Genomic DNA, 17768 nt, shown 5'->3' on the forward strand with positions numbered 1-17768 from the left:
GCTCAACCTTCCCGCTTGCCGTCGAGCAGGCGCCGCAGGCGCAGTGGGTTGTCGAACTTGAGCGCCTGCGGCAGCAGCGTGTCGGGAAAGTCCTGGTAGCACACCGGCCGCAGGAAGCGCAGGATCGCCGCCGTGCCCACCGAGGTCGTGCGGGCATCGGAGGTGGCTGGGAACGGCCCGCCGTGGACCATGGCGTCGCACACTTCCACGCCGGTCGGCCAGCCGTTGACCAGAAGGCGACCGGCCTTGCGCTCGAGCGTGGGCAGCAGCGCGCGGGCCGCGTCGAAATCGGCGTCGTCCAGGTGGAACGTGGCCGTCAGTTGGCCTTCCAGATGCTCGGCCACTTCCTTGATCTGCGCGTCGCTGGCGCAGGCGACCACCAGCGACGCGGCGCCGAACACCTCGGCTTGCAAGGCCTTGTCGGCGAGGAAGGCCTGTGCGTCGGTGACGAACAACCGTGCCTGACCTTGGTGCGCCTCCTGCGCCGACTGACCGCTGGCCGCTGTGGTGGCTCGGGCATGGGCGGCCAGGGTGTCGACGCCGTGCCGGTAAGCGCTGGCGATGCCAGGGGTGAGCATGGTCTGCGCGGCGGCTTTGCCCAACTGCTCGCCAGCCGCGTCGACGAAGCGTTGCAAGGCCGGCCCCTGGCGGGCGATCACCAGCCCTGGGTTGGTGCAGAACTGGCCGGCGCCTTGGGTGAGCGAGGCGACGAAGCCCTGCGCCAGGCTTTCGGCACGCGCCTGCAGCGCGGCCTGGCACAGAAACACGGGGTTGATCGAACTCATTTCCGCATACACCGGAATCGGCTCCGGCCGCGCCTGGGCGGCACGGCACAGCGCAAGGCCGCCGCTGCGCGAGCCGGTGAAGCCCACCGCCTTGATCCGCGGGTCGCTGACCAATGCGATACCTACTTCGTTGCCCACCCCGTACAGCAGCGAGAACACGCCTTCTGGCAGGCCGCAGTGTCGTACGGCGCGTGCCACCGCCTGACCCACCAGCTCGCTGGTGCCGGGGTGGGCGCTGTGCGCCTTGACCAGCACCGGGCAGCCGGCGGCCAGCGCCGAGGCGGTGTCGCCGCCGGCCACCGAAAAGGCCAGCGGGAAGTTGCTGGCGCCGAACACCGCCACCGGGCCCAGGGCGATGTGCCGTTGGCGCAGGTCGGAGCGCGGCAGCGGTTGCCGTTCGGGTTGCGCCGGGTCGATGCGCACGTCCAGCCATTCACCGGCACGCACCACACGGGCGAACAGGCGTAACTGCCCGCAGGTGCGTCCGCGCTCGCCCTGGATGCGTGCGTGGGGTAGGCCGCTTTCGGCCACGGCACGGTCGATCAGGGTGTCGCCGAGCGCTTCGATCTGCTCGGCGATAACCTCGAGCAGATGCGCGCGTCGCTCCAGCGAGGTCTCGCGAAACACGTCGAAGGCCGACCCGGCCACGGCGCAGGCCTGGGCCACCTGCGCCGCGCTGGCGCCGGGGTAGGGTGGTTGCAGCGTCCGCCCGGTAGCCGGGTCGATGGCCTGGAGAGCGGTTTGGGTGCCGGTGACCGATGTCTGGCCGATCAGCAGATTGCCGGTGAGGGTCATGGGGCGTCCTTGGTCGTGGAAAGGGGGGCAGCGCTGCCTGACGTGACGCTCGCGCTACGCGGTCGCGCCAGACAGCCGTCGTCGTCAGGCCAGGTTCTGCTCGGCCGACCAGTTGGCGTACCAGCTGCGGAACAGCGCGTACTGCCGTTCGGCGTAGTTGCGTTGCGCGTCGGTCAGGGCATCGGTTTCGTTGAAGTGCAAGGCGTATTCGCGGTCGCCGTTGAGCACCATCAGGTGCTTGTAGTACAGCACCAGGTCGCAACCTTCATCGAACGACGACAACACGCCCAGCGCCGCTTCCAGTTCGCGCGCCAGGCGCCGGGCGCGGGCATCGCCCTTGGCCGCCTGCTTGCTCAAGTCCACCAGTTGCAGCACTTCGCGCGGCAGCGCGTTGCCGATGCCGGTGATGGCGCCGGTGGCGTTGCAGTTGACGAAGCCATGCACCACCTGGGTGTCGACGCCGACCATCAGCGTCACGGCGTCGTCCTGGGAGGTGATGTGCTCGGCGGCGTAGCGCAGGTCGGCGCCGCCGCCGAATTCCTTGAAGCCGATCAGGTTGGGGAATTCGCGGCGCAGTTCGAAGAACAGCTCGGCGCGGGTGGCGAAGCCGTAGTACGGACTGTTGTAGATCACGGCGGGCAGGTTCGGGGCGGCGGCCAGGATCGCCGAGAAGTGGTGTTTCTGCGCGATCGCGGAGGCGCCGCGGCTGAGCACCCGCGGAATCACCATCAGCCCGGCCGCGCCGACCTTGGCCGCGTGGGCGGCGTGGGACACGGCCTCACGGCTGTTCACCGCGCCCGTGCCGACGATGGTCGGCACGCCGGCCGCCACCAGCCGGGCCACGCCTTCCTGGCGCTCGGCCTCGCTCAGCAGCGGCCAGTCGCCCATCGAGCCACAGTACACCACGGCGCTCATGCCGGCTTCGATCAGTTCGCGGCCCTTGCGCACCAAGGCGTCGAAGTCCGGCGTGCGGGCGGCGGTGCAAGGGGTCATGAGGGCGGGCATGGTGCCGCTGAAGATGTTGTCGTGCATGGTGTGGCTCCTGTTCGGTTGCGAGTTGGAAAGACGCTGGGTCAGATGCCCCAGGCGAAAGGGTCCTGTTCGTCGATCAGCAGGGTGCTGTCGGCGGTCATGTAGGCGCAGCCGCTGATGAACGGGCGGATGTGCTCGCCATCGCGCTCGTAGCGGCCCTGGAACTGGCTGCCGGTGATGCTCGCCTGCACCCAGACCTCGCCCTCGGCCAACGCACCGTCGGCGGCCAGGCAGGCCAGCTTGGCGCTGGTGCCGGTGCCGCAGGGCGAGCGGTCGTAGGCCTTGCCGGGGCACATGACGAAGTTGCGGCTGTCGGCCTGGGGGTCGTCGGCGAACAGTTCGACATGGTCGATGGGCGCACCGTGTTCGCCGGTGATGCCTTGCGCCGCCAGGGCCTTGAGCAAGGCCCAGGTGTAGTCGGTGAGCGCGTCGCGGTTGTCCATTTCCAGGCGCTGGCCGTGCTCGCCGACCAGGAAGAACCAGTTGCCGCCCCAGGCGATGTCGCCGTGCACCACACCGTGGCCGGGCAGGTCGACGGCCACCTGCTGGCGGTAGCGGTAGGACGGCACGTTGCCGACGGTGACGCTGCCGTCGTCGTGCAGGGTGGCGCTGACCTGGCCGACCGGTGTGTCGATCAGGTGCACGCCGGGGGCGATGCGGCCCAGGTGCCGCAGCGAGGCGATCAGGCCGATGGTGCCGTGGCCGCACATGTTCAGGTAGCCGGCGTTGTTGAAGAAGATCACGCCGCAAGTGGCGCCGGGCGAGACGGGCGGGCAATACAGCGCGCCCACCAGCACGTCGTTGCCGCGCGGCTCCAGCAGGCAGGCGCGGCGCCAGTGGTCGTGCCGTTCGCGCAGCTCGTCGCGCTGCGCGGCCATGTCGCGGCCCAGTAGCGTCGGGAAGCCGTCGAGCACCAGGCGCGTGGGCTCGCCACCGGTGTGTGAATCGATGATGTGGATGGTCTTCATGGGCTTGTCCGTCGGCTCAGGGTCAAGGGGCCAGCGCAGCGCTGCGCTGTCCGGTGGAGGCGTCGCTGGCGGCTTCGCTTTCGTCATCGCCTTCCAGCCGCACCAGGTGCGCCGGCACGCCGGTGGCCGCGCCCCAGTAGTAGATGCCCAGGGCACAGGCGGCCACGGCCAGGGTGTCGAGCGGGTGGCCGATCACGCCCAGGCCGCCGAAGCTGCCCAGCCACGACAGCAGAATGGTCACGGCGTAGAAGCCGATCAGCCAGGCCGACGAGCGCACCTGCTGGCCCAGCGAGAGGTGCTGGGTGGGCACGAAGCGGGCGCACAGCAGGTACAGCACGAACATCAGGATCTGCAAGGCCAGCAGCCACGACACGGTGTTCCAGCCCGACCAGTACACGATCAGCGCGGCGATGATGAACGACAGCGGGCCCAGCACGCCCATGCCCTTGACCCGGAACGGGCGCGGCATGGCGGGGGCGTTGCGGCGCAGGGCGGCCACCGTCACCGGCGCCACGGCGTAGCTCAGCACCAGCGCGGCGGAGACCACGTTGATCAGCGCTTCCCACGAAGGGAACGGCAGGGTCCAGAACACCGCCAGGGCGAAGGTCAGCCACAGCGCCGGGCGCGGGATGCCCGACTGCTCGTCGATGCGGGTGAAATAGCGAAAGAAGGTACCGGTCTGCGCCCAGCCGTAGACCACCCGGGGCGTGGCGTTCATGTAGATGTTGCCGCAGCCGCTGGGCGAGATCACCGCGTCGGCCACCACCAGATACGCCAACCAGCCCACGCCCAAGGCCAGGGCGATGTCGCGGTAGGGCAGGGCCAGTTCCTTGGACACCGCGGCCCAGCCCTGGGTGAGCATCTCGGTCGGCACGCTGCCGAGAAACGCCAGTTGCAGCAGCGAATAGATGGCGGTCGACAGCAGCACCGAGAGGATCAGCGCGATGGGGATGGTACGCTGCGGATTCTTCACTTCGCTGGCCACCGAAATGATCGGCGTCAGGCCCAGGTAGGCGAAGATCACGCCGCCGGCCGACACCGCCATCTCCACGCCCGACAGGCCGAACGGGGCGAAGCCCTGCACGGCGAAGTTCTCAGGCTTGAAGAAGGTGAACAGCACGCCGATCACCAGCAGCGGCACGATGAACTTGAACACGCTGACCAGGTTGTTGGCCTTGGCGAAGGTCTTCACGCTGCGGTAGTTGAGCACGAAGAACAGCCCGAGCAAGGCGAACTGCACCAGCCAGCCGAGCACCGTGGGGTCGCTGGAGCCGGTCTTGGTCAGCTGTGGAAACCAGGCCGCCGCGTACTGGCGCGAGGCGACCACTTCGATGGCGATCAGGCTGGAAAAGGCGATCAGGGTGATGAAGCCCATCAGGTAGCCCAGCAGCGGGCCGTGGGAGTAGACCGGGTAGCGCACCACGCCACCGGCACGCGGCAGCGCGGCGCCCAGCTCGCAGTAGACGATGCCGAGCAGCAGCACGGCGAAGCCGCCGAGGAACCACGACAGAATGCCCGCCGGGCCGGCGATGGCCGACACGTGGCTGGCCGCGAACAGCCAGCCTGAGCCGAAGATGGCGCCGAGGCCGATGAACGTGAGGTCGAGCAATGACAGCTGTTTCTTGAATTTGCCTGACATGGGTTCGCCTTGTTGTTGGTTATTGGTAGGCAGGTCTGATGTCACTGGAGCTAGCGCCAGGGCCGCGTTGTTATCGTTTGCGAGGGCGGCTTGCGTGGCGCCTATCGTGAACCGAGCCGGGCGGCCGTTCTTGATGGTTTTCTGCAACGGCCATGACGAAATCGGCACAGTCGCCACAAAGCGCTGGCGCCCGCCAAGGCTGCAGGGCTAGGCTCCAGACCTCTTCGCACTAGAGCTCGCGAGATGACCGATACCCTGCTGGGCAGCCTGTTTCCTTACCTCGAGCAATACCGCCCGGCCAACCTCGAAGCCTTGCTCGCCGGGGTTTCGCTGCTGCTGCCGATCCTCGACGCCATCCCCAACGCGGCGATCTTCATCAAGGACCCCGCTGCCCGCTACGTGCTGGCCAACACCACCCTGGTGCAGCGTTGCGGGCTCAAGCGTTTGCAGCCGTTGCTGGGCAAGACCAGCGCCGAGGTGTTCCCGGCGCAACTCGGCCCCGGCTACACCGAACAGGATCGCCGTGTACTCGAGGAGGGGCGGGTGCTGGAAGACCAACTGGAGCTGCACCTGTACGGCAGCCGCGAGCCCGGCTGGTGCCTTACCCACAAGCGCCCGTTGTACGGCCAGGCCGGCGACATCATCGGTTTGGCGGGCATTTCCGTGGACGTGCAGTCGGCCGCCCACACGCACCCGGCCTACCAGCGACTGGCTGCGGTGGACGAACACATCCGCCAGCACTTCCACCAGCCGATCAGCCTCGGCGAGCTGACCCGCATCGCCGGCATCTCGGTGGCCCAGCTGGAGCGCTACTGCAAGCGCGTGTTCCACCTCACGCCGCGGCAGATGATCCACAAGGCGCGGCTGGAGCAGGCGCACCGGCTGTTGCATTCGGATCTGCCGATCACCGAGGTCGCGTTGCGCTGCGGGTATACCGACCACAGCGCATTCAGCCGGCAGTTCAAGCAATTGACGGGGTTTACGCCGCGGGAGTATCGCAGGGCGACGGAGGGGTGAAGGACAAGACTGGGTAGATGCCCGGTTATTTGATTTTTAGCAGCAGCGGATTCTGGTAACGGCGGCGGTACAGATGTTTGTCGGCATTGGCTTTGTAAAAAGCCAATGCATTGCTGACAAGGCAACAGCACAGCAGCATCAAAGGTAAGTCGGTATTCCGACCATAAAGCAGGCTTTTAATGCTTCTGTAGGAACGATCTTCAGTAGATCGACAGTGTCTTTTCGAAAAATTTCTCCTGCGGTGCTGCATGATCCTTCTCCTACCACTGTCCTGGTGTCCGTCGAGGTAGGAAAGCCTGCAGCATTACTTAGTCCGATACCACCGGTTCGATGAGCATCGCACCGTCATTGCGCACATTGCCCACCGCACCGTCCACCGCATGCCAACGAAAATCCGTCGCCCGCCGACACCCGTCGCGTACGATCGCTTCGGCGCGCGCGGCCGAGGTGCTCGGGTCCAGCCATTCCCGGGCCAGGGGCGGGGTGAGGACTAGCGGTTTGCGGTCGTGCACGTCGAGCAGGCCTTCGTCGGCGGCGCCGGTGAGGATGACGAAACCGTCGCGCGCGCGGTGTTCTGCATCGTCCGAGACCTGTGCCAGCGCCGCGAAGAACAGCGGCTCGTCATTGGCCGCATGGATGTAGTAGGGCTGCTTGCGCTTGCCGCCGTCGCGGGCGGCGACCCATTCGAACCAGCCGTTGGCCGGCGCCAGCGCTCGGCCGTGGGGCCAGAGCGATTTGAAGAAGCGCCCGGTGAGCACCGTTTCGCCACGCGCGTTGATCGGCACCGGGCCTTTACCGTTGGCCCAGTGCGGTGCCCAGCCCCAGGTCACGCGGTCGATGCTCAGGCCGTTTTGCACTTGGCGGATCAACTCGACCTTGCTGTGCGGCGCGACGTTGTAGCGGGCGATGCGCACTTCGTCATAGCCATTGACCACCGGCAGGTCGAGATCGAGCTGGCGCAGGTAGTGGTCCATGTCTTCGTACAGCGAGTAGCGTCCGCACATCGTTCACCTCGGTTCGTGGCTCGGCTGGGTACCTGCGCAGGGATCGACGGGGCAGGGGGGAAATCCATACATTTGGATGCATATACAGTCTGTGCTGGCGCGCGCTTCTTAACCACCACCTTGCGCAGCCCCCTGACGGGCGGCCCCCTGCGCTTGCCTCGGTAGGCTTTGCCGATGCCAAATAGTTTATCTCGCCCGCCACCGCCCCCTTGGAACTACCCATCTCCTTGTACGAGCCCTTCGGCTTGCGCGGCACCGGTACCCACTCGAGCGACGCACAGACATCCAGGCGAGCACCATTCACTTGGCGTATCGCTTCGCCCCGGCCACGCACGCCACCGCACCCAGCGTGATCGCCAACATCGCCCCACTGACGTGCTCGTGCAGCAGCGCCGCCGCCAGCCCAAGGCCCATGAACGGTTGCAGCAATTGCAGTTGGCCAACCGCTGCGATGCCGCCCTGGACCAGCCCGCGATACCAGAACACGAAACCGAGCAGCATGCTGAACAGCGACACGTAGACAAAGCTGAACCACGCCGGCGCGCTGACCTCGGCGAAGCTGCCCAGCGGCGGCAGGTTGGCGAGGGTCAGCGACAGCATCAGGGGCGCCGCTACCAGCAGCGCCCAGCTGATCACCTGCCAACCGCCCAGGGTGCGCGACAGACGCGCGCCCTCGGCATAGCCCAGTCCGCACACGGCCACCGCAGCCAGCATCAGCAGGTCGCCCACCACCGACGCTGGCGCGCCGTTGCTCCACGCATAGCCGACCACCAGCCCGGCGCCGATCAGCGAGAACACCCAGAACGGTGGCCGCGGGCGTTCGCCGCCGCGCAGCACGGCAAAGCCTGCCGTGCACAGCGGCAGCAGCCCGACGAAAACGATGGAGTGGGCGGAGGTGACATGCTGCAAGGCCAACGCCGTCAGCAAGGGGAAACCGATCACCACGCCCAGCGCCGTCACCACCAGTGACCCCACATCGGCGCGCCTGGGCAGCGGTTGCCGCAGCGCGAGCAGGAACAGCGCGCTGACCAGCGCAGCGATCGTCGCCCTGGCGCAGGTCAGGAAGGTGGGTTCGAAGGCGGCCACCGCCACCCGTGTGGCCGGCAGAGAGCCTGCGAAAATGGCGACGCCTATGAAGCCGTTGATCCATCCGCTTGTCGTTTTTTCCATTGGCACATCCTCGTTCAGTGCGGGCAGTACATCATCGGCAGGCGTACCCATGCCAGGCACAGTCCATTACAATCCGGCCGAACTGTTATGCCTAATCATCCACTACAGTCGAGGGCTCGATGACACGCAGCGGCACGCTCATCCAGACGGTCATGGGCGAAATCCAGTCCAGGGTGGCCTCTCGCACCTATACCCCGGGCGCGAAGGTGCCCTCGGTACGGGCCATGGCGCAGACGCTGCAGGTGTCGGTTTCTACCGTGCTCGAAGCCTACGAGCGCCTGGTGGCCGAGGGCGTACTCAGCGCACGTCCAGGCTCGGGCTTCTATGTCGCGGGGCCTGTGGCGCCGTTGGCGCTCACCGAGCTTGGTCCCAAACTCGACCATGCCGTCGACCCGCTGTGGATTTCGCGCCAGTCGCTCGAAACCTCCAACGATGCGCTGAAGCCTGGATGCGGCTGGTTGCCCGCCGCCTGGATGTACGAGGCGGGCGTGCGCAAGGCGCTGCGTGCCGTAGCGCGCGCCGACACGACGGCGCTGGCCGACTACGCTGCGCCACTCGGGCATCCGCCGCTCAGGCAGTTGCTGTCGCGGCGGCTGGCGGGCATGGGCATCGAAGCCGCGGCGGGGCAGATCCTGCTCACCGACTCCGGCACGCACGCCATCGACCTGATCTGCCGCTTTCTGCTGGCGCCGGGTGACACCGTGCTGGTCGACGATCCTTGTTACTTCAACTTCCACGCCCTGCTCAAAGCCCATCGCGTGAAGATCGTGGGCGTGCCGTACACGCCAACCGGGCCGGACGTCGAGGCCTTCGGCGCCGCCCTCGCGGCGCATGCGCCGCGGCTGTACATCACCAATTCCGGCCTGCACAACCCGACCGGTGCCAGCCTGGCACCCGTGACTGCGCACAGGCTGCTGAAGCTGGCCGACGCGTCCAACCTGGTGATCGTGGAAGACGACATCTTCGGCGACTTCGAGCACACCCCCGCGCCGCGCCTGGCCGCTTTCGACGGCCTGTCCCGGGTGATCCAGATAGGCAGCTTTTCCAAGACCGTTTCCGCCTCGGTCCGCTGCGGCTACATCGCGGCCCGCCGTGAGTGGATCGACAGCCTGGTCGATCTGAAGATCGCCACCACCTTCGGCGGCGGACGGCTGGCGGCGGACATCGTCCACCACGTCCTCACCGATGGCGGCTACCGAAAGCACATGGAAGGTGTGCGCCTCAGGCTCGCCCACGCCAGGCAGAAGACCCTGGCGCGGCTTCAGGCCATTGGCATCGAACCTTGGTTGGTGCCCCAGGCAGGTATGTATCTGTGGTGCCAGTTGCCCGCGGGCAAGGATGCGGCGACGCTGGCCAAGGCGTGCCTGGAGGAGGGCGTGATACTGGCGCCGGGCAATGCCTTCAGCCAGTCGATGACGGCGGGGGATTTTCTGCGATTCAATGTGGCCCAGTCGGAGGATGGCAGGATTTTCGAAGTGGTGAAGCGGGCGTTGGGCACCTGAACGCGTAGCGAATCCACGTTCGCTGGAAAGTCGAACCACAACGCATCGGACAGAGCCAACGGCGCCCATTGCCATGCAGCCCATTGCATCGAACGCGGGCACCGCATCTGGCACCAAGCCGACGAGGCAAACCTCATCGGCGTTCGAGCAGTGCCATCATTCGGTGCGGTACAGGCTGTCGAAGCTGCCGCTTTCCAAGGGCTTGCTGCTAACGACATCTTGCATCGGCAGGCCCTGCGCCCAACCGGCCGCCAAGGCCTGCACGTCGCGCCGAGGGTCGGACGCCTTGGCCCTTTCGTTGCGCAGGCGACAGGTTTCGGGGTCCGTGTCGAACAGGCCGCGTGCGAAAACGCGGCCTTGTTCGGCCAGCCTCGCGGTTTTTGGCGCGCGGATGTTGGCAAAGGTTTGGAAGGCGTTCTGCAAGCCTCCCCGGCTGTCCTCCAGGCACCGGGCCAGATGCCACGCATCTTCGAGCGCCTGGCAGGCGCCTTGTCCGGAAGTCGGCAACGGCGCATGCGCGGCGTCGCCGATCAGCAGGACGTTCGCTCGGCTCCAGGTGTCCAGTGGCTCCAGGTCATGTACCGCAATCAGCCGGATGGCCTGCTCCGGGGTCGCGCGGATGACCTTCGAGACCTGTTCCGGCCACTGCGCGAACAGGCTTTCGAGTTCCTTACGCGGACTGGCGGCGGGCGTGGCCGCTTGCAAAGGCCGTGTCTGCGCTGCGGCCCAATACACCAGGTCGGGGCGAACCGCGACGCAGCCAAAACGCTCGCCCGTGCCCCAGAAGTCCTGGATCGACATCTCCCCCACCAGCGCCCTTGACGCCTGTGCCACGCCGACCCAATTCACGAAGCCTTGATAAACGGGAGTGTTGTCCCCTGCGACGAACCTGCGCGCCACGGAGGCCATGCGGCCGTCGGCGCCGATGAGCAGATCCGGGCGGATGCTGGCGCCTTGTTCGAAATGGACTATGGCTTTGCCGTGATCGTCCAGCTCGATGCCCGTCGCCCGCCGTTCGAACTCCACGACGATGCCCGCCCTGGTCGCATGGTCGAGCAACACTGCCTGCAAGTGCCTGCGCAGCACGGTGTAGGTGGGGTAGCCCATGGAGCGGTCGAGCAGGCCAATGTCCAGGCCGCCCAGTGCGTTGCCCGCCGCATCGTAGCGACGCATCGCCAGCGGACGGCCGCCAAGGCGTTCGATGTCGTGCAACAACCCTAGTTGCTCCAGCACGAAGCTGGCATTGGGCCAAAGCGTCACGCCGGCACCCAGGGTCGCCGGCACCGTGCGCCGCTCGTACACCCGTGGCCGGTAACCCTGCTGGTGCAAGGCCAGCGCTGTGCTCAAACCCGCTATACCGCCGCCCAATATTGCAATGTCCACGCGGAATATCTCCTCGATCATGCCGTGCCCGATGCACGGCTGTACGCCCCGAATCGGGCGGTACCGCAGTTTGGATTTCGCCGTTACTGAGCACTAGCGTGCAAGAATGGGACGCTTTCATACCTCATACGGGATAATCGATGCGCGATGCACTCGATCTGAATACGGTGCGGGTCTATGCGGCAGTGGTCGACGAGCAGAGCTTTGTCGGCGCCTCGCGGCTGTTGGGCATGCCGTCCTCCAACGTCAGCCGCTACGTCGCGGCCCTGGAGCGCACACTCGGCGTGCGCCTGCTGGAGCGCAGCACCCGCCACTTGCGCATGACCGAAGCCGGTCGGCTGCTGTACGAACGTGCCAAGCCTTTGCTGGATGCCTTGCTGTCCACGCAGGAAGCCCTAGGCGCGGCGCAGCGCGAACTGCGCGGGCCTTTGAAAATGTGCATGCCCACGGAGGCGCCCAGGCTGCTGGCGCCCATCCTTGCCGAGTTTTGCAGCCTGCACCCTGGCATCGAGCTCGAATGCGATACCCGCATGACAGGGTTGGAAGCGCTCCGCGAGGACGTCGACCTGTCCATCGTCTTCCACAGGGGGCAGCAGGAAGACAGCGCGTTCATCACCCGCGAGCTCGCCACATTGCCCAGCATCGTAGTGGCCGCGCCTTCCTTGCTCGCCAGGACCGGCCTGCCGCGCCAGGTGCGCGAACTGAAGGCCTTGCCCTGCATCACCACCCTCAGCGCGCTGAAGGGCCAACCTTGGCAGTTCCTGGATGCCTCCGGCCGGATCGTCAAAGTGCCGGTGCGCAGTCGCTACCGCGTCAATAGCGGCGAGCTGGCCGTGGCGGGCGCACGGCAAGGCATCGGTTTCGCGATCGTGGCGGCCCATCCCTGCCAGGAGGATCTGGCCGCGGGCCGATTGCAGGAGGTGACGCTGGACTTATGCCCTGCGCCGTTGCAGTTGCTGGGTGCGTACAGCCACCGCCATTCCGTGACCCGGCGGGTCCGAGCGCTGTTGGAATTGATACAGCTGCGGTTGGCGGGAGCGGGTGGCCCGTCCACTGGCCCTGAACCTTCTGGCGCGGTCTAGATCGAGGTGACGAAGCTCGGTTGCGAGTGGCAACCCAGCGCTACGGATCAACGCCCAGCCGATTTTTCCTCGAGCCGTGCCTGCACGGCATCGTCGAACAGGATGTAGAGCGCTTCGACCTGTGGTTCGCGGATCTTCTTCGCGACCTCCATGGCATGCACGAACTCGATCTGGATTTGCGCTTCCTGGGCGATCTCGTCGGCGTCGTTGGCATCGTCCAGGGCGCGCATCAATCGTTCGATGGGGGTGCGCAGGTCTTTGGCGATGCGCAGGGTGTCCAGTTGTTCGTTGAGGTTCATACATATTCCTGGCAGATGAGGTGTTGAGGTCCGGCGTGTCATAGGGGGCGCGGCTGGTACAGGAGCGCGCGCGTGGACAGGCCAAGGCGTCCTTCTTAATGTACTGACCCTGCGCGCTGGCAAAATTCACATTCGACTTAGGTTTGCCACGAGCCAGGCACTCGCCGCAAAGGCAGCCCTCCTTTCAATCCAGCAAACTCAACGCCCGCGCCCGATGCAGCGCCTGTATCCGGCTGGTCACTTCGAGCTTGGCGTACACATTCTTCAGATGCCATTTCACCGTCTCGCTCGAAATGTCCAGGCTGCGCGCGATCTCCTTGTTCGACTGCCCCCGGGCGACCAACTGCAATGTCTGGCTTTCCCGCTCGCTGAGGTTCAAGGCTGCCCCCGGTGACGCCTCGGGCACGCTCTGCAACACCTGCTGGGCATACGTCTTGATCGAAGCGCTGAGCGTGGCGCACCGCTCCAGCAGAGGCACCACTGCGGGGCCGGCATCCAGCAGCGTCCGCTGCAAGCCTTGCCGCTGGCCCACCTCCAACACGGGGAGCATCACTTCGGCCGCGCGCTTGGCCTGGCCGCTGCACCACAAATTGGTCGCCCACTGCGTACGGGCGCGCAGGCCTTCCAGGGTCTGGCCGGCACGTTCGTCGTCCTCGGCCTGCTCCGCCCAGCGCTGCGCGGCTTCGGAGTGCTTCCCCTCAGCGGTGAGCAGCCAGGCGTGGCCGATTCGCCAGCATCGCTCGAGGGCGGGTTGGGCGTCGGTGTCGCTCGGGTGCTCAGCGCTCAGGCGCGCCAGTTGCTGGCACAGCGGCCGGGCCTGGGCAGGCGCGTTGGCCAGCACTTGTAGCCGCACCTGTTCGGCCAGCAGCAGGCCTTGCAGGCGTGGCCAGCGGCGCAGGGTGGCCAGTTGCTGGGCGTGCTCCAACAGGCGCATGGCCTGGCCGGGGTCGCCCGTTTCCAGAGCGCTGCGGGCGAGGGCGCGGTAGGCGCTGAACAGCGCGTCCAGGGGCGCGATGGCATCGATCTGTTGCAGCCGCGGTTGCAGCTCGCGGGCCAGTGCCTGCCAATCGCCGCGTTCGTACCACAGCTCGGCGAGCAGGGCGGTGAGGGTGGCGCTGCCGCTGGACTGTGCCCCGGTGAGGTGTTCGGCGTGGCTCAGGGCCTGGCGATAGTGATGCTCGCCACCCTCGAGGTCGCCTCGGCGCACGTGGGCCAAACCCAGTATGAATGCCCGGTAGACGCTGACGAACAGGTTGTCCGCCGGGCTGCTCGGGCAGGGCATGTGCCGCTGCGCCGCATGCGCATCGGCGTAGCGTCCGCGCAGCAGGTAGCCGTAGCTGAGGATGTTGCACACCAGCCCATCGACCCAACGGTCGCCGCACGGCACTTGGGCCAGCAGCGGCTCGACCAGGGCCAGACCGACACTCAAGCGCTCCGCGAACGAGGCGTTGATGGCGCAGATGACCTGACGTTTGACCAGCAGGCGCGGGCTGAGGTCTGGAGTGTTCAAGAGGGGTGCCAGGTCCAGCAGCAGCCGTTCGGCTTCTTCGAAACGAAAACGGTGGGCCAGCGCCCAGCTCAGGTTCAGTTGCAGGTCGATGCGTTGTTCGTCCGGTGCCGCCAAGGCGCTAGGGGGTAAGGCTTGCAGCCAGCGCACCAGGGTGTCGACGTCGCCTTCCTCGGCCAGCGACTGCGCGCCTTTGTCGGCACAACTTGTGGGGTTGCCCGACTGGCCGGCGGCCAAGGCATGGCGTATGGCCTCGGCCCAGTGCTGATGGGCCGCCAGCCAGTTGCTGGCGCGCAGGTGCAGCTGCGCGACGTCGAGGCCGCTGCTGGCCAGCCGCTGTTGCAGGGTCTCGGCGAACAGCGCGTGGTAGCGAAACCACTGGCCCTGACCATCGAGGCACGACACGAACAGATTGTGCCGTTCGACGAAGGCCAGCATCCGCTCGCCGTCGTCGCGTCCGGTCAGCGCATTGCACAAGTCGGGGGTGAAGCGGTTGAGAAGCGAGGTCCGCACGAGGAAATCGCGCACCTCGGCCGGCAGCGGTGCCAGCACCACGTCTTGCAGGTAGCTGCCGATCACCCGTGAACCCCGCGCCAGGTGCGCCCAGCGCTCACCGGAGGCGGCACTGGCGGCAGTGGATAGAGAAGCCATCTGGATACCGGTGATCCAGCCTTCGGTCATGTGCAACAGGCGTTGCAGTTCGGCCGCGTCAAGGCGCAGTTCGGTGGCGCAGGCGAAATAGCGCTCGGCTTCCTCGAGGGTGAAGCGCAGCTGGTCGGCGTCGATCTCGACCAGCTGCTGGCAGGCGCGCAGGCGGCTCAGCGGCAAAGCGCTGGCTGTGCGGCTGCCGAGCGCCAAGTGCAGACACGCAGGGGCGTGCAGCACCAGTTCGAGCAGGTCGTGCTCGATGGCGGGGTGGCGAACCAGATGGGCATCGTCCAGCACCAGATACAAGGGCGTCTGACGCTGCCCCAGATGGTTGATGAGGGTGCGCATGAAGCCTTCGGTTGCCGTGCTGGCAGGGCCATCGGGCGCACCCAGGCTGGGCTCGACGCTGCCCAGGGCTGCCAGTAGGTAGCGGCGGAAGTAGGTCGGGTCGTCGTCCTGTTCGTCCAGGCTCAGCCAGGCGACCTCGCGGCCCTGGTCGAGCAAGCGCTGGCGCCATTGGCTGAGCAAGGTCGTCTTGCCGAAGCCGGCGCCGCCGCAGACCAATGCCACGGTGCGCTGTTGCAGACGGTCGAGGCTGTCGAGCAGGCGCGTGCGCAGCAATTGCATGCCGGCCGCGCGGGGTGGGCCGAGTTTGGTGCCGATCAACGGCAAGCCCTGGCCGAGGCTGTGGACGCTGCGGCCATGGGCCGGGGCGCTAGGGGGTATCAGGTGATCCATGGACGGTCATCCTGCGGCGTTCGGGTGGCGATCATTGTTGTTGTAGACACGCGTTTGGCAAGGGTAATCCGCGCGGGGGGTGTTTGCCTCCCCCCCAACCGGGTGGTTATGGGCTTGGGCAGAGTTTCCTACCGTAGACCAACCCTGTCGTCGGTCGGCTGATCCGGACCGATCCTTTCTAACAACAACACAGATGAGGGCGAGCCATGCTTAGCAAGGCCCAACTGCTTCGGGCGTACCGCAAGATGCGCGAGATCCGCGTGTTCGAGGAGCGCCTGCACCACGAGAACACCACGGGGGACATCCCCGGCTTCATCCACCTCTACAGCGGCGAAGAAGCCATCGCGGTGGGCGTGTGCGAAAACCTCACCGATGCCGACTACATAGGTTCGACCCACCGCGGGCACGGCCACTGCATCGCCAAGGGCTGCGACCTGCACGGCATGATGGCCGAGATCTTCGGCAAGGCTTCCGGGCTGTGCCGCGGCAAGGGTGGCTCGATGCACATCGCCGACCTGAGCAAAGGCATGCTCGGCGCCAACGCCATCGTCGGCGGTGCGCCGCCCCTGGCCATCGGCGCGGCGCTCACGGCCAAAACCCTGGGCACGCGCAACGTGGCGGTGTCGTTCACCGGCGACGGCGGCTCCAACCAGGGCCTGGTGTTCGAAGCCATGAACATGGCCGTGGTGCTCAAGCTGCCCGCCGTGTTCGTGTTCGAGAACAACGGCTTCGGCGAGGCCACCGGGCACGACTATGCCGTGGGTGGGCGCGACATCGCCAGCCGTGCGGCAGGCTTCGGCATGCCCGCGGTGAAGGTCGACGGCACCGACTTCTTCGCCGTGTACGAGGCAGCGGCACAGGCCGTGGAGCGCGCCCGCAACGGTGAAGGGCCGAGTGCCATCGAAGCTGTGGCGCACCGCTGGCATGGCCATTTCGAAGGCGACCCGATGCTCTATCGCGCCGACGGCGAGGTGGAACGCCTGCGCCGCGAGCACGACCCCTTGCAGCACTTCATCCAGCGCATAGGCGACCAGCTGAGCGCCGAGGAACTGCGCGCCATCGACGACGAGGTCCAGGCCCAGGTCGACGACGCCGTGACCAAGGCCCGCGCCGCCGAGTACCCCTCGGTCGACAACCTGCTGACCGACGTCTACGTCGCCTACTGAGGAGCTGCACCATGGCAATGCGTACTTATCGTGAAGCGGTCAAGGAAGCCCTGGCCCAGGAAATGCAACTCGACCCCCGTGTGGTGGTGATCGGCGAAGACGTCTGCGGCGGCCAGGCCGGCACCGCTGAGGTGGGCAGCAAAGGCGAAGCCTTCGGCGGTGTGCTCGGCGTGACCAAAGGCTTGTGGAGCGAGTTCGGCTCGTCGCGGGTGATCGACACGCCGATCACCGAGTCGGCGATCATCGGCATGGCCGCCGGTGCGGCAGTGACCGGCCTGCGCCCGGTGGCCGAGCTGATGTTCATGGACTTTTTCGGCGTCTGCCACGACATGCTCTATAACCAGGCGGCGAAATTCCGCTATATGTTCGGCGGCAAGGCCAAGGCGCCCCTGGTGGTGCGCGGCATGATCGGCGCAGGCTTTTCCGCCGCCGCCCAGCATTCGCAGTCGCCCTACAACATTTTCGCCACCACGCCGGGGCTCAAGGTGGTAGTGCCGTCCAACCCCTACGACGTCAAAGGTCTGCTGATCCAGGCGATCCGCGATGACGACCCGGTGGTGTTCTGCGAGCACAAGATCCTCTACGACCTCAAGGGCGAGGTGCCCGAACACAGCTATACCATTCCCTTCGGCGTGGCCAACTACACCCGCCAAGGCACCGATGTCACCGTCATCGCCCTGGCGGCGATGGTGCACAAGGCCAACGAAGTGGCAGACAAGCTCGCCGCCGAAGGCATTTCGGTGGAAGTGGTCGACCCGCGTACCGTGTCGCCGCTGGACGAAGAGGGCATTCTCGAATCGGTGGCCTCTACCGGGCGCGTGGTGATCGTCGACGAGTCGGCCGCGCGCATCGGCTTTGCCCACGACGTGGCGGCGCTCATCGCCTCCCAGGCGTTCTACCACCTCAAGGCGCCGATCGTCCTGGTCACCCCGCCACATACCCCCGTGCCGTTTTCGCCGGTGCTGGAGCAGGCCTGGATTCCCAGCGCGCAGCGCATCGAAGCCGCCATTCGCACCGTGATGGAGGGCTGAGC

General features: G+C 66.6%; 14 protein-coding genes. 5 read left to right on the plus strand and 9 right to left on the minus strand.

What is annotated here, in order from left to right:
* Window positions 1-2: 2 nt before the first annotated feature.
* From AA0Z93_RS16130 to AA0Z93_RS16145, 4 genes are all read right to left on the minus strand, one after another.
* Complete coding sequence (locus tag AA0Z93_RS16130; protein ID WP_413047929.1) at window positions 3-1580, minus strand: aldehyde dehydrogenase (NADP(+)); 1578 nt, start codon at window positions 1578-1580, stop codon at window positions 3-5.
* Window positions 1581-1664: 84 nt separating this feature from the next.
* Complete coding sequence (locus AA0Z93_RS16135) at window positions 1665-2612, minus strand: dihydrodipicolinate synthase family protein (protein ID WP_413047928.1); 948 nt, start codon at window positions 2610-2612, stop codon at window positions 1665-1667.
* 41 nt (window positions 2613-2653) lie between these two features.
* The gene (locus AA0Z93_RS16140; protein ID WP_413047927.1) at window positions 2654-3580 is read right to left on the minus strand and encodes a 4-hydroxyproline epimerase; all 927 of its coding nucleotides are present in this window, start codon (window positions 3578-3580) and stop codon (window positions 2654-2656) included.
* Between the two features lie 22 nt (window positions 3581-3602).
* Window positions 3603-5219: an APC family permease gene (locus tag AA0Z93_RS16145; protein WP_413047926.1), complete on the minus strand. Its 1617-nt coding sequence runs from the start codon at window positions 5217-5219 to the stop codon at window positions 3603-3605.
* Between the two features lie 243 nt (window positions 5220-5462).
* Here AA0Z93_RS16145 and AA0Z93_RS16150 point away from each other — a divergent pair, with 243 nt between their 5' ends.
* Window positions 5463-6236: a helix-turn-helix domain-containing protein gene (locus AA0Z93_RS16150; protein ID WP_413047925.1), complete on the plus strand. Its 774-nt coding sequence runs from the start codon at window positions 5463-5465 to the stop codon at window positions 6234-6236.
* Window positions 6237-6544: 308 nt separating this feature from the next.
* On the opposite strand, the gene AA0Z93_RS16155 is transcribed toward AA0Z93_RS16150, so the two are convergent.
* A complete protein-coding gene (locus tag AA0Z93_RS16155) occupies window positions 6545-7240 on the minus strand; it encodes an SOS response-associated peptidase family protein (protein WP_413047924.1) in 696 nt (231 codons plus the stop codon).
* 300 nt (window positions 7241-7540) lie between these two features.
* Window positions 7541-8410, minus strand: a complete 870-nt coding sequence (locus tag AA0Z93_RS16160) for a DMT family transporter (RefSeq protein WP_413047923.1) — start codon at window positions 8408-8410, stop codon at window positions 7541-7543.
* Window positions 8411-8529: 119 nt separating this feature from the next.
* Between AA0Z93_RS16160 and AA0Z93_RS16165 the strand changes: the two genes are divergently transcribed.
* Entirely contained in the window at window positions 8530-9912 is a 1383-nt protein-coding gene (locus tag AA0Z93_RS16165; RefSeq protein WP_413047922.1) for a PLP-dependent aminotransferase family protein, read from the plus strand.
* Window positions 9913-10068: 156 nt separating this feature from the next.
* On the opposite strand, the gene AA0Z93_RS16170 is transcribed toward AA0Z93_RS16165, so the two are convergent.
* The gene (locus AA0Z93_RS16170) at window positions 10069-11295 is read right to left on the minus strand and encodes an FAD-dependent oxidoreductase (protein ID WP_413047921.1); all 1227 of its coding nucleotides are present in this window, start codon (window positions 11293-11295) and stop codon (window positions 10069-10071) included.
* Window positions 11296-11435: 140 nt separating this feature from the next.
* Here AA0Z93_RS16170 and AA0Z93_RS16175 point away from each other — a divergent pair, with 140 nt between their 5' ends.
* A complete protein-coding gene (locus AA0Z93_RS16175) occupies window positions 11436-12377 on the plus strand; it encodes a LysR family transcriptional regulator (RefSeq protein ID WP_413047920.1) in 942 nt (313 codons plus the stop codon).
* Between the two features lie 47 nt (window positions 12378-12424).
* On the opposite strand, the gene AA0Z93_RS16180 is transcribed toward AA0Z93_RS16175, so the two are convergent.
* Together AA0Z93_RS16180 and AA0Z93_RS16185 are read right to left on the minus strand one after the other, a co-directional pair.
* The gene (locus AA0Z93_RS16180; protein ID WP_413047919.1) at window positions 12425-12676 is read right to left on the minus strand and encodes a hypothetical protein; all 252 of its coding nucleotides are present in this window, start codon (window positions 12674-12676) and stop codon (window positions 12425-12427) included.
* 184 nt (window positions 12677-12860) lie between these two features.
* Window positions 12861-15569: a LuxR C-terminal-related transcriptional regulator gene (locus tag AA0Z93_RS16185; protein ID WP_413047918.1), complete on the minus strand. Its 2709-nt coding sequence runs from the start codon at window positions 15567-15569 to the stop codon at window positions 12861-12863.
* Window positions 15570-15775: 206 nt separating this feature from the next.
* Between AA0Z93_RS16185 and AA0Z93_RS16190 the strand changes: the two genes are divergently transcribed.
* Entirely contained in the window at window positions 15776-16735 is a 960-nt protein-coding gene (locus tag AA0Z93_RS16190) for a thiamine pyrophosphate-dependent dehydrogenase E1 component subunit alpha (protein ID WP_413047917.1), read from the plus strand.
* A gap of 11 nt (window positions 16736-16746) precedes the next feature.
* Window positions 16747-17766, plus strand: coding sequence for an alpha-ketoacid dehydrogenase subunit beta (locus tag AA0Z93_RS16195; protein ID WP_413047916.1), 1020 nt, complete (start codon window positions 16747-16749; stop codon window positions 17764-17766).
* Window positions 17767-17768 lie beyond the last annotated feature (2 nt).

This window comes from Pseudomonas phoenicis (assembly GCF_047302395.1).
GTDB lineage: Bacteria > Pseudomonadota > Gammaproteobacteria > Pseudomonadales > Pseudomonadaceae > Aquipseudomonas.